The sequence below is a fragment of the Aeromonas sp. R2-2 genome, assembly GCF_040908355.1.
Classification (GTDB): Bacteria; Pseudomonadota; Gammaproteobacteria; order Enterobacterales; family Aeromonadaceae; genus Aeromonas; species Aeromonas veronii.
Genome location: NZ_JBFODQ010000057.1, coordinates 58497 through 69968, shown reverse-complemented (window position 1 = coordinate 69968; position 11472 = coordinate 58497). Strand labels below are relative to the sequence as shown.

The 11472-nt window shown below is 59.2% G+C and carries 10 protein-coding genes; 7 read left to right on the top strand and 3 right to left on the bottom strand.

Annotation, left to right across the window (positions count from 1 at the left end; genetic code table 11):
- The first annotated feature begins 2 nt into the window (after positions 1-2).
- From fdh3B to AB5Z09_RS10460, 3 genes are all read left to right on the top strand, one after another.
- A complete protein-coding gene (fdh3B, locus tag AB5Z09_RS10470; protein WP_005353752.1) occupies positions 3-662 on the top strand; it encodes a formate dehydrogenase FDH3 subunit beta in 660 nt (219 codons plus the stop codon).
- Positions 659-1630 carry a formate dehydrogenase subunit gamma gene (locus tag AB5Z09_RS10465; RefSeq protein WP_005353740.1) on the top strand — a complete coding sequence of 324 codons (972 nt, stop codon included), beginning with the start codon at positions 659-661 and terminating at the stop codon, positions 1628-1630. The genes fdh3B and AB5Z09_RS10465 overlap by 4 nt, the downstream gene beginning before the upstream one ends.
- Positions 1631-1791: 161 nt before the next feature.
- Positions 1792-2202, top strand: coding sequence for a DNA breaking-rejoining protein (locus tag AB5Z09_RS10460; RefSeq protein WP_368195257.1), 411 nt, complete (start codon positions 1792-1794; stop codon positions 2200-2202).
- 87 nt (positions 2203-2289) lie between these two features.
- Here AB5Z09_RS10460 and AB5Z09_RS10455 read toward each other — a convergent pair whose 3' ends face one another.
- Positions 2290-3054, bottom strand: a complete 765-nt coding sequence (locus AB5Z09_RS10455; RefSeq protein ID WP_368195256.1) for a substrate-binding periplasmic protein — start codon at positions 3052-3054, stop codon at positions 2290-2292.
- A gap of 274 nt (positions 3055-3328) precedes the next feature.
- On the opposite strand from AB5Z09_RS10455, the gene AB5Z09_RS10450 reads away from it, so the two are divergent.
- A complete protein-coding gene (locus AB5Z09_RS10450; RefSeq protein WP_368195255.1) occupies positions 3329-5044 on the top strand; it encodes an NAD-dependent malic enzyme in 1716 nt (571 codons plus the stop codon).
- Positions 5045-5131: 87 nt separating this feature from the next.
- Here AB5Z09_RS10450 and AB5Z09_RS10445 read toward each other — a convergent pair whose 3' ends face one another.
- Positions 5132-5473 carry an RT0821/Lpp0805 family surface protein gene (locus AB5Z09_RS10445; protein WP_040065365.1) on the bottom strand — a complete coding sequence of 114 codons (342 nt, stop codon included), beginning with the start codon at positions 5471-5473 and terminating at the stop codon, positions 5132-5134.
- Positions 5470-6906 (bottom strand): hypothetical protein, encoded by a 1437-nt coding sequence (locus tag AB5Z09_RS10440; protein ID WP_368195253.1) that lies wholly within the window; start codon positions 6904-6906, stop codon positions 5470-5472. Before AB5Z09_RS10440 ends, AB5Z09_RS10445 begins: the two co-directional genes overlap by 4 nt.
- 305 nt (positions 6907-7211) lie before the next feature.
- On the opposite strand from AB5Z09_RS10440, the gene AB5Z09_RS10435 reads away from it, so the two are divergent.
- The 3 genes from AB5Z09_RS10435 to AB5Z09_RS10425 all read left to right on the top strand — a co-directional run bounded on the left by AB5Z09_RS10435 (position 7212) and on the right by AB5Z09_RS10425 (position 11323).
- Positions 7212-8450: a uracil-xanthine permease family protein gene (locus AB5Z09_RS10435; protein WP_005334784.1), complete on the top strand. Its 1239-nt coding sequence runs from the start codon at positions 7212-7214 to the stop codon at positions 8448-8450.
- A 550-nt stretch (positions 8451-9000) separates the two neighbouring features.
- A complete protein-coding gene (locus AB5Z09_RS10430; RefSeq protein WP_005334783.1) occupies positions 9001-9732 on the top strand; it encodes an ABC transporter substrate-binding protein in 732 nt (243 codons plus the stop codon).
- A 64-nt stretch (positions 9733-9796) separates the two neighbouring features.
- On the top strand, positions 9797-11323 hold the full coding sequence (locus tag AB5Z09_RS10425) for a methyl-accepting chemotaxis protein (protein ID WP_368195251.1): 1527 nt from the start codon (positions 9797-9799) through the stop codon (positions 11321-11323).
- Positions 11324-11472: the final 149 nt, after the last annotated feature.

Below are 11472 nucleotides of genomic sequence, written 5' to 3'. Positions count from 1 at the left end.
CCATGGCCAGAATGAAATTCATGTGTGACACCAAGCGCTGCATCGAGTGCAACGGCTGTGTGACGGCGTGCAAGAACGAGAACGACGATGCCCTCGAGTGGGGCATCCAGCGTCGCCGGGTGGTAACCCTCAACGACGGCCTGCCGGGAGAGACCTCCATCTCGGTCGCCTGCATGCACTGCACCGACGCCCCCTGCATGGCGGTTTGCCCCGCCGACTGCTTCTATCACACCGACGACGGCATAGTGCTGCACAACAAGGATCTCTGCATCGGTTGTGGCTACTGCCTGTTTGCCTGCCCGTTTGGTGCCCCCCAGTTCCCGAAGACCGCCGCCTTTGGCGATCGGGGCAAGATGGACAAGTGCACCTTCTGCGCCGGTGGCCCGGAAGAGGATCACAGCGAAGCGGAGCGCCAGAAGTACGGTGCCAACCGCATCGCCGAGGGCAAGCTGCCCATGTGTGCCGAGCTCTGCTCCACCAAGGCACTGCTGGCAGGGGATGCGCAGGTGATCTCCGACATCTTCCGCGAGCGGGTTGCCTATCGCGGTGCCCCTCATGCAGCTTGGGGGGCTGATGAACAGGCGCTCTATCGTGACGCCAGCAAACCTCACGATGGCAGAGGCAAGGGGCTCAAGCTTGGCAAGCAGGAGGATGGCCAATGAGACACTGGCTGACAGCGCTGCTGACGGCCTTGCTGCTGTTCAGCGCGCCCGGCTTCGCTGATGCGCAGAAAGAGGCGGTCGGCTTTGCCGGCGCCGACTACTGGCGGGCGGTGAAGGATGGGCAGGAGGGGGTGACCACCTCCCGCTCGCCGGAGCACGGGGTGCTAATCTCGGTGCCGGGCCAGCTCTGGTTTGAGGTGAAGACCAAGTGGGTGTCGCCGCTCGGTGCCATCGCCATCTTCGGATCGCTCGCCATGTGCGGTCTGATGTATCTGGTGGTGGGGCAGACCAAGCTCTCCAAACCGCGCACCGGGCGCAAGCTCAAGCGCTGGAGCCGGCTGGATCGGGCGCTGCACTGGACCACGGCGGCCATGTTCCTGACCCTGTCCGGGTCGGGGCTGGCCATCATCTACGGCAAGTACTTCATCAAGCCGGTGGTGAGCCTCGGGGTGTGGGAGAACTGGATCTGGTTTGCCAAGGTGTTCCACAACTATGTGGGGCCGCTCTTCTTCCTCTGCCTGATGGGGGTGCTCATCAAGTGGTTCCGCCACAACATTGTCAACATGGTGGATGTGCAGTGGTTCATGAAGTTTGGTGGCATGCTCGGCAAGCACAAGGGGAGTCACCCCTCGGCGGGCTTCTCCAACGGCGGCGAGAAGGCGATCTTCTGGCTGCTCATCTGGTTTGGCGGCATTGTGGTGGCGACCGGGCTGTTCCTCGACTTCCCCATCTTCGGCCAGCTGCGCCGTCAGATGGAGTGGGCCAGCTTCATCCATATCGTAGGCGCCTTGATCCTTATCTGCGGTTTTATCTTCCATATCTACATGGGCCTGTTCCAGCTGGAAGGGGCGCTGGAGGGGATGGTGACCGGCGAGGTGGACGAGACCTGGGCCAAGGAGCACCACGACCTCTGGTATGAGGAGGTGAAGCACACCCTCGATGAGCCCAAGGCGGGTAAATCAAGCTGATGGTCGACAAAGAGTAAAGAGAAGGGGGCGCTGCGGCGCCCCTTTTGATGGCGGGTCGATCGTGATGGCAAATTGATTGAGCGATGCCGCAAACGGCGATGGTTTTTTGGGCCACCTTGAGCAACAGTAACAGGGGGGTCCATTCATACAAGGGATGACAAATGATGAGAAAAGCATGGCTGGCAGCGGTATGTGCATCTGCGCTCTTCGGTGGTATTACGGGCGTGGCGCAGGCGGCTGACGGGATCAAGACCCAGCAAGTGCAGTTCAAGAAGGGGGAGTCAGGGGCAACCATCAACGGCACCATTCAAGGTAGCCAGACCCTCGATTACAAGCTGACGGCCAACAAGGGCCAGAGCATGGTGGTGATCCTGACCGGCAAGCCCTACTTCAATATTCTGCCGCCGGGCAGCAAGGGGGAGGCGATGTTTATCGGTTCTACGGAAGGGAACAACTTTGAGGCAACCCTGCCCGCCAAGGGCACTTATACCATTCGGGTCTACCAGATGGGGGCGGCCGAGAGCAGCAAGGCCAAGACGCCGTTCAAGCTGGAGGTGGGCATCAGCGGCTAATGCCAGCCGCTGACAAGCATCACAGAGGTGGCGGCCACAAAGGGCCGCCACCGTTGTTTTATCCCCTCTGTTTTTGCCTCGCCAAGGTCAATATTCCCCCCGGGCCAGCCGTTCGAAGTAGCGCTTATAACGTCCGCTGGCGATGGCCTGCTGCAACTGCTGATTGAACTGATCCCGCAGTTTGGCTGAATCCGGCATCTTGCGCGGGAACATCACGAAGCTGTCGTTGCGCAGAAAAGGGGTCTGACTGTGGGTGATGAGTGCCGCGCTGGCGGGGTCGAGCTGGCTCTGCAACTCGGCCAAACCGACTCGCAGCTCTTGCGGATAGAGGTCGATCCGCCCGCGCAGCAGCTTGCCGAAATTCTGCTTCACGTCGGTGACTTTCTGTTGGGTTACCTTGCCATCGGCCACCATCTTGTCCAGCTCAGACCCGTAGCTATAGGCGATATCGCCCCCCAACCGCATGCCGATGATTTGCTCAAGGCGCTCGGCTTGCAGCTGCCGTGATTTGAGGGAGAAGAAGACAAACTGCTCCTGCAGCACCGCTTCGCTGAACAGAAAATCCTGCTCCCGCTCCGTTTTGTGCATCCAGACGGCGGTGGCATCGTAGAGCTGGCTATTGGCCGCCAGCGAATAGACCCGACCCCAGGGGGCGAAGTGGAACTTCACCTCATAGCCCGCCTCCTTGAACAGATCGCTGATAAGGTGGGCCACGGGACCGTGCTGTTTTGACTGCTCGGAGACGAAAGGGGGCCATTCACCCACGATGATGTTGAGCACCCGGCCCGGTGCGGCGAGAGCCGACTGGCAGGTCAGAAATAGCCACAGAGCAAGCAGCGGGATCAGGCGCATGGCAGAAAGAAGGGGACGCAGGCTGGCAGAGGTGAGGGCATCAGATCACTCCCGGCTGTGATGCGGTGAAAGGGGCTGGGTTGCCCGCAATGCTAACATGAGTCTCATTCCTTGCCGTGGATATTTGTCTCGTCGGGGCCGCCGGGCGCCTATTTTGGCCACAGGGTATGCCCAAGCTCACAAAACCGATCGAGTAAACGTCATATGATTGATTTCATTATGAGTCTTGCTCTCCTGCCGAACGGCAATTTCACGTAAATCAAAGAGAATGACTATGGCTACCGGACAATATCTGCTGTGGAAAGACGCACAGGGACAGGATTTTCGCCCCGTTGCACTGACCGGCACTGATCTGCTTAACAATCGATACCTCAACAAGGGCACGGCCTTCACCGAACAGGAGCGGGCCGATTTTGATCTCGATGGTTTGCTGCCGCCTCAGGTGCAAACTTTTGAAGCACAGCTCGAGCGAGTGTATGAGGGGTTCAAGAGCGCTTGCAGCGATATCGAGAAGTACCAGAACCTGCGTGCCCTGCAGGATCGCAATGAGACTCTCTTCTATGCCCTGTTGTCACGCCATGTGGAGGAGATGACTCCCTACATCTATACCCCGACCGTGGGCAAGGCGTGCCAGGAGTTCAGCCACCGCTTCCAGAAGCCGCGCGGCCTCTACATCACCCCGGACAACGTAGATGATATGGGCAGTCAGGCCCGTCACTTCGATGCCAAATCGATCCGCATCATAGTCGTCACCGACAGCCAGGGCATTCTGGGGATTGGCGATCAGGGCGTCGGCGGCATGGGGATCCCTATCGGCAAGCTGGCGCTCTACACCCTGGGGGCCGGTATTCACCCCGCCTGCTGCATGCCCATCGCGCTGGATGTGGGCACCGACAACCAGAAACTGCTCGATGACCCCATGTATCTGGGCCGCCCCCACAAGCGCATTCGCGGCAAGGAGTATGAAGAGTTCATCGACAAGTTCGTGCAGGGGGTCAAGCGTCACTTCCCCAATGCGGTGCTGCAGTGGGAAGACTTCAGCAAATCCAATGCCTTCAACAATCTGGCCCGCTACCAGCAGGCACTGCCGTCATTCAACGATGACATTCAGGGCACCGGTGCCGTGGTGCTGGCCGGTATCATCGGCGCGGTCAAGGTCAAGGGGGAGACCCTGGGTCAGCAGAACTATCTGGTCTACGGCGCTGGCGCCGGTGGGGTTGGCGTCGCGGATCAGATCTGCGCGGGAATGATCCGCGAGGGGATGGATCCGCAGGCGGCCCGCGATCGCATCTACATTCTGGATACCCAGGGGCTGGTGTGCGACAACCGCGAGGGGCTTGACGAGTACAAGCGTCGCTACGCCAAACCGGGGCTGCTGCGGGCAGGCTGGGATACCGAGGTGCCCGGCAAGGCCAATCTGGCCGATGTGCTGCGTCATGTGCCCATTACCGTGTTGCTGGGTACCAGCGGCTCGGGCGGTGCCTTCCAGGAAGAGCATATCCAGCTGATGCTGCAGCATTGCGAGCGCCCCATGGTGTTCCCGCTCTCCAACCCGACCGCCAACTGTGAAGCGCTGCCGGAAGATATCTACCGCTGGAGCAAGGGCAAAGCCATCGTTGCAACCGGTAGTCCGTTCAAGGATGTGAGCTACGAGGGGCAGGAGTTCCGGGTGGGGCAGGGCAACAACGTCTTTATCTTCCCCGGTGTAGGTCTGGCGGCCATCGTCAGCCAGATCCGCGAGATCACACCCGATGTCTTCACGACCGCCGCCTTTGCGCTGGCCGAGTGCGTGAGTGAGGTTGACCTGGCGAAAGGGGCCGTCTATCCACGCATTCGCGAGCTGCGCAGCATCTCGGTGCATGTGGCGACCGCCGTGCTCAAGGATATCGTGCGTCGGGATCCCTCCCACCCGCTGATCGGTCAGGATCTGCAGCAGCATATCCTCAACCACATGTGGGAGCCGGTTTACCTGCCCTATCGTCGGGTATAACCGCGTATTCACCGCCCCGATAAAGGGTCGGTAAAGATGAAAAGGGGGTAGCGCTGCTACCCCCTTTCGTTTACCCCGTGGCATTCACTAAGTTCGCAATGGCCGCCAGCGCCCTTGCTGATTGCGACAGGCGGTATCCTGCCACTGCTGGCTCGCCTTGCCGATATAGAGTTGCTCGCGATAGTCGCGACACCACTCCCCGCTGGTATGGCGGAAGGTGCGTAGCGGGGTGACGCTACCCGAGTGACGATTAGCCGGATTGAACCAGGTGAGGCTCTGCCCTTTGGTGCGGGTTTCCAGCGCCTTGGCAAGGGCCTGATTGGCCAGTTGAACATCTGCCTTATCCATCTGATGGTAAAGCGGCGGAGTGTCGACCGTGGCGCAGCCTGCGAGGCCGAGCAGGAGGAGTGTTAGCAGATAACGCATCATGGTTGCCCCTGTTGGCGAAAACCGTTGTTGAGCAGCGCCCGCTCCTGCTCATCGGTAAGCACTTGCTGGCGATCATCGACCGTGCCATCACCTCTTAGTTTGTTGCCGTTGGCATCGACGGCATCCACACCGTTGTCATCGACCGTGCCGTCACCTCTGAGCTTGTTGCCGTTGGCATCGACAGCATCCACGCCGTTGTCATCGACCGTGCCGTCACCTCTGAGCTTGTTGCCGTTGGCATCGACGGCATCCACGCCGTTGTCATCGATGGTTCCATCGCCTCTGAGCTTGTTGCCATTGGCATCGATGGCATCTACACCGTTGTCATCAACGCCATTGCCAAATCCGCGGCCACCCCCATGGCGTTCTCCCCCTGCATGTTTTTCTCCACCAGCATGCCGTTCACCTCCACCATGCTGCTCTCCGCCGGCATGCTCGCCTTGGCCGCCACTGTCATCGCTGCCCCCATCGCTGTCGCTGCCACCGCCGCTGTCGCTGCCACCGCCGCTGTTGCTGCCTCCACCGCTGTTGCTGCCTCCACCGCTGTTGCTGCCTCCACCGCTGTTGCTGCCTCCACCGCTGTCGCTGCCACCGCCGCTGTCGCTGCCACCGCCGCTGTTGCTGCCTCCACCGCTGTTGCTGCTTCCACCGCTGTTGCTGCCTCCGCCGCTGTCGCTGCCTCCGCCGCTGTCGCTGCCTCCGCCGCTGTCGCTGCCTCCGCCGCTGTCGCTGCCTCCGCCGCTGTCGCTGCCTCCGCTGCTGTCGCTGCCTCCGCCGCTGTCGCTGCCTCCGCCACTGTTGCCCCCACTGCCACCATCGCCATCTTTGTTGTGAACGATCAGCTCATTGGCGATGTAGCTGTGGCTGCCATCGAGCAGCAGATTGAAGAGTGCGGTAGTGGGAGATGCCTCGATCCAGCAGAGTGACTCAACCAGCAGTAATTCCGGTTGGGCTTGCAGGGCCAGATTGCCCGTCACCATGGCAGGTGCCGGGCGACACATTATCTGCATGCCGGTAAATAGCGGCAGCACCGCCAGTTGCGGGTTTTCGGTTCGGGTCATGGCCGGTGAGATGGCCGCCCAGCCCCGAGTGGTCAGCAGAGGGTGCTCTGCGGTAAAGAACGGGGGCAGATCATTGATCCCGTAGAGTCTGCGCTTGCCCAGAATGACCCGTTCGATCGCCAGGATCCGGTTACTGCCGCCGTGTTGATCCAGCACTCGTTCACCGACCCGGAGCGTCTCTATGGGGCGGGTGGAGCCATCGGCCATCGTGATGCGAGTGCCGGCGATAAAGCAGGACTTGGCATAGGCCTGATTCATTTGCCACTCATTGTGGGCGAAATCATAACTGAACGGGTTTGCAAACAGGGCGAGTGCGATGGCCGAGCCAATAAGCAATCTGCGCTGGCTGGCCTTGAATGGGGGTTGTGACATGGGGACTCCTTGTCCATCTTGATTCACAGGATCCATTATAGAGCGCCCCCTGGCGGCGGCATTTTTGACCATGAACACAATAAACATGATGGAAAAACGATTGGCGTTCGTCACAATAATGCGTAAAATCGCATACTCGATGCTTGTAGCAACGAATCCCGCCTAAAAAGCCAGTTTCATGCCCTTCCCAAGCAGTAAAAGGTAACAAGTGACGAATTTGTGTTCATTTTGTGCCTTGAAAAAGTCTTGTGATAACTGAAAAGTGATAAATATCCCCATCAGTTATCAAAAAATTAAGGACATCCATGTTTTCCTTAGTCAAGCAAAGTGTCGCCGGGCTGCAAATCCTGTTTGTCGCCTTCGGCGCCATGGTTCTGGTGCCCCTGCTCACCGGATTGAACCCCTCCATGGCCCTGCTTGGCGCCGGTGTGGGCACCCTGTTGTTCCAGCTCTGCACCCGCCGCCAGGTCCCGATTTTCCTCGGTTCCAGCTTTGCCTTCATCGCTCCCATCATCTACGCCACCCAGACCTGGGGATTGCCATCCACCATGTTTGGCCTGTTTGCCGCCGGTTTCATGTATTTCATTCTGGCTGCGCTGATCCGGGCAAAAGGGATGGGCTTTGTGCACAAATTGCTGCCGCCCGTGGTGATTGGCCCGGTGATCATGGTGATCGGTCTTTCTGTGGCGCAGGTTGCCTGCAACATGGCGATGGGCCGCGCCGGTAGTGAGCAGGTGGTTCCTGCGGGAACTGCGCTGACACTGGCCGGTATCTCGCTGGCGGTCACCCTGATTGCAGCTGTGTTTTGCAAGGGGTGGATCAAGCTGATCCCCATCCTGTGCGGCGTGATTGCCGGTTATGTCTCGGCGGTCTTCATGGGCCAGGTGAGTTTCGATGGCATGGTGAACGCCCCCTGGTTGGCGCTGCCCCACTTCGAAACCCCGGAGATCAACTGGGCTGCTGCATTGTTCATGTTGCCGGTAGCCATCGCCCCCTGTATCGAGCATATCGGTGGCGTGTTGGCGATTGGTGGCGTGACTGGCAAGGATTACACCAAGGATCCGGGTTTGCACCGTACGCTGGCCGGTGACGGCATCGGCGTCTGCTTCGCCGGTTTCATCGGTGGCCCACCCGTGACCACCTACGCCGAAGTGACCGGTGCCGTGATGATCACTCGCAACTTCAATCCGGTCACCATGACATGGGCTGCGGTGTTTGCCATCATTCTGGCCTTCTTCGGCAAGTTCAATGCGCTGCTTACCTCCATCCCCATGCCGGTGATGGGCGGTATCATGCTGCTGCTGTTCGGATCCATCGCTGCCATCGGTCTCAAGACGCTGGTGGAATCCAAGGTGGATCTGGGACTGTCACGCAATATCGCCATCGTCGCCGTGACTCTGACCGTCGGTGTCGGTGCGCTGGAGATGAAGATTGGCGACTTCGCGCTGGCCGGTGTTGGCTTGGCCTCTGTTGCCGCCATCCTGCTCAACCTGATCCTGCCTGCGCACTCCGAAGAGGGTGTGATGGACGCGGCCAAGGATTGAGTTCCACCAGACGTTCATCGTTGATTTGGAGAAGGCCACCTCGCGGTGGCCTTCTGTTTTTCGGGTATATCGCGCCACTTTTCGGCTCGGCGGAGCTCATCTGGAATCTAATTTGGAAGCAGATGAGGGGGTTAGCATTCTCATTTGACGTATCTCTTTTCGTGACCTTAGCTAAAGGACAGGTTTGGCTCTGAGGTCTCCTCGAGCAGTATGGGAAAATGGATGTTGGCGTTTTCTATCATTTCTCTCCCAGACCCCTGTCATAAAACGATGCGCTTTTTCTTTGCCACGGCGCTGTTGTATGGCAGAGGCTTATCCGCCCCACTCCGCATCCCCTCATGCTGCCCTGGCATGTTTCCACCTCGATTTGTTGTGAGCCTCCCTCGCCGGTTGCGTTTCGTTGCGCACAGGCAAAATCCGGATCTGTTTGCTGCTGCACATGGGTGGGCGGCGAGCCGTGAAAGCCGGCATGACCCCAGCGGGTCAGACGTGCACCGCCATCGGTAACGGCGGATGTTCAGGGATGAATGGCAAGCAAAGCGAGGTTGCAATGAACTATCAACTGCTGTGGAAAAGTGCAATTTTTTCAGTCTCTTCCATGATGGCGATAAGCGCTGTTCAGGCTGCGCCACTGAACGTGATGACCGAGGATTACCCGCCATTCAACATGCAGGGGGAGGGGGGCAAGATTGTCGGGCTGTCGACCGAGGTGGTCGAAGAGCTGTTCAAGCGTGCTGGAGTCGAATACAAGCTGACCCTGATGCCCTGGAAACGGGCGTACGAAGATACCCTCGGTACTCCCAATACCGCCCTCTACTCCACGACCCGTACTCCGGAGCGGGAAGCACTGTTCAAGTGGGTAGGGCCGCTGGTCAATAACAACTGGGTGTTTTTCTCCAGCTCGACCGCCAATATCACGGTCAAGTCGCTGGAAGATGCCAAGCAGTATTCGGTGGGTGGCTATAACGGCGATGCGGCCGCCGAGTATCTCAAGGCCCAGGGATTTGCCAAGTTGCAGCTGGCGGCCAACGACACCGCCAACGTGAAGAAACTGGAGGCAGGTCGCATCGATCTCTGGGCTACCGGCCAGTATCTGGCCCCCTATCTGGCCAGCAAGGAGAAGGTGGCCTCACCCAAGCCGGTCTTCGTGTTCAAGGAAACCCAGATGAGCTTGGCGTTTAACAAGGATACGCCCGATGAGCTCATCACCAAGCTCAACGAGATCCTCGCTGCCATGAAGGCGGATGGCACCATCGACAAGATCAATGCCAAGTACCAGTAACAGTACCAATAGCAAGTGCCGCTCAATGGCACTGCGCCGGCTGCCGTAAAACCGGGAGGAAACCATGGATTGGAAAAGTCTGACGTTCAGGATTGCCGTGTTGACCTCCCTGTCGGTGAGTCTGCTACTGGTGTTGTTTGGCGCTTACAACTACAACGCGGTCAGGGCGGAGAGCTACAGCAAACAGAGTGCGCTGGTCGAACAGGCCATCGGTCGGCTGCAGCTCTCCCTGCCCGGCCCGCTGTGGAATTATGAATCGGCCTTCATCGAGGCATCGCTCAAGTCCGAGCTGGCGGCCGATATCCTGAGTGCGCTGCTGGTGGTCAACAAGGACAAGCTGGTTGCCGGGTTTGCCCGTGACACGGCGGGGAGCATAGCCCCCGTGACAGCCATGCCTGCCGATGTGTCTGCCTACGGAGGGTATGATCTGGTCTATGACGACAGCGGTCAGAAAAACACAGTGGCCCGATTGCTGGTGCAAACCAGTGATGCCGCTATTCAGGCCCAACTGCGCCAGCAGTTGATCACCACCGTCTGGCAGATCCTGGTGCTCGATCTCTGCATCATCGCGCTGCTGATGGTGCTGATTCATCGCAATGTGCTCAGGCCGCTCCATCAGATGAATCAGGCGGTGTTTGATCTGGCCAAAGGAGAGGGGGATCTGACCCGGCGTCTGAAGATCAGCCGTCAGGATGAGATGGGCGCGCTGGCCACCAACATCAACCACTTTATTGCCAAGTTGCAGGAGATGGTGGCGGAGATCAACGAGCTCTCTGCCGGGGTGTTGCAAACCGCCGAACTCTGTGACTCCCTCTCGGCAGATACCCGGGTAGGCAGTGACGCCCAGCAATCCGAGCTGGATCAGGTCGCCACCGCCATTACCGAAATGAGTCAGGCGGTGCAGGAAGTGGCTGGCAATGCGGTGAAAACCTCTGGCGCTACCGATGAGGCCAACCTCTATGTGGAGCAGGGTTACAATCTGGCGGGCCATGCCAATGAGGCCATCCATCAACTGGTGGGGGAGGTGGAGCGAGTCGCCACCCTGATGCGCACCCTTTCGACCGAGAGCAGCAGCATTGGCACCATCATCGAGGTGATCAACGGCATTGCCGAGCAGACCAATTTGCTTGCCCTCAATGCGGCCATCGAGGCGGCGCGGGCGGGTGATCAGGGACGCGGTTTTGCGGTGGTGGCGGATGAGGTGCGCACCTTGTCGGGCCGTACTCGCCAGTCGACGGAGGAGATCAGCGCCAGTATCAAACGGTTGCAGCAAGCGACCCAGAATGTCGGTACCGGCATGCAACAGAGTCAGGAGAAGGCATCCCGCGCCGGCATCGAGGCGGCAGATGTGCAGATATCGGTGGAGAAGATTAAAAATCAGGTCAGCCTGATCCGCGAGATGAACATGTATATCGCCCAGGCATCGGAAGAACAACACTCGGTGGCGGAGGCGGTCAGCCACAGTGTCAACCGGATTGCGACGCTCAACAGCGAGAGTGCGGCCAGAGTGGCACAGGTTGCCGAGGCCAGCAGCGATCTGCGGCAGCTGTCGGCACAGCTCGACACCCTGCTCAAGCAGTTTCGGGTCTAGTCAGTTCACTTCGCCCCGTTGGATCATCCTGCGGGGCAGGCCGGTTCCCATTAATTTGAGGCGTGGCGAGATGTCGTGAGGGGCAAGGGGCCTTGTCCAGCAGCGCTTTTCGTCATACCCATGTCACTGTTCAGCTGAGATTGGCGTGA